The 255-nt window shown below is 44.7% G+C and carries 1 protein-coding gene; it reads left to right on the forward strand.

Translation table 11 applies throughout. From position 1 onward, the window contains the following. On the forward strand, window positions 1-219 hold a 219-nt coding region (locus SB749_RS20100; RefSeq protein ID WP_410711863.1), incomplete at its 5' end, for a hypothetical protein. Window positions 220-255: the final 36 nt, after the last annotated feature.

Below are 255 nucleotides of genomic sequence, written 5' to 3' on the forward strand. Positions count from 1 at the left end.
TTTAACTCAATAGCTAGTCAGCAAAAGCAGCTTAGCCAGCGACTTAACGACTTGTGTCATGATCTTAGGGTTGTTGATGATGGACTCACTAGCGCAGGTCGTTTCCTTTGCGTTGGAGGTAAGCAGATCAAGCCACAAATAAAGCAAGACATTGATAGCACGCTAAAACAGATGCAACCTAGCCTTGAACTTGTAGGAGGTGCTGACAGTGAAAAATGATAGTGAAGTTCTAGAACCGCGTCTGGTGGCAGTAGA

This window comes from Brevibacterium sp. SIMBA_078 (assembly GCF_046534565.1).
GTDB lineage: Bacteria > Actinomycetota > Actinomycetes > Actinomycetales > Brevibacteriaceae > Brevibacterium.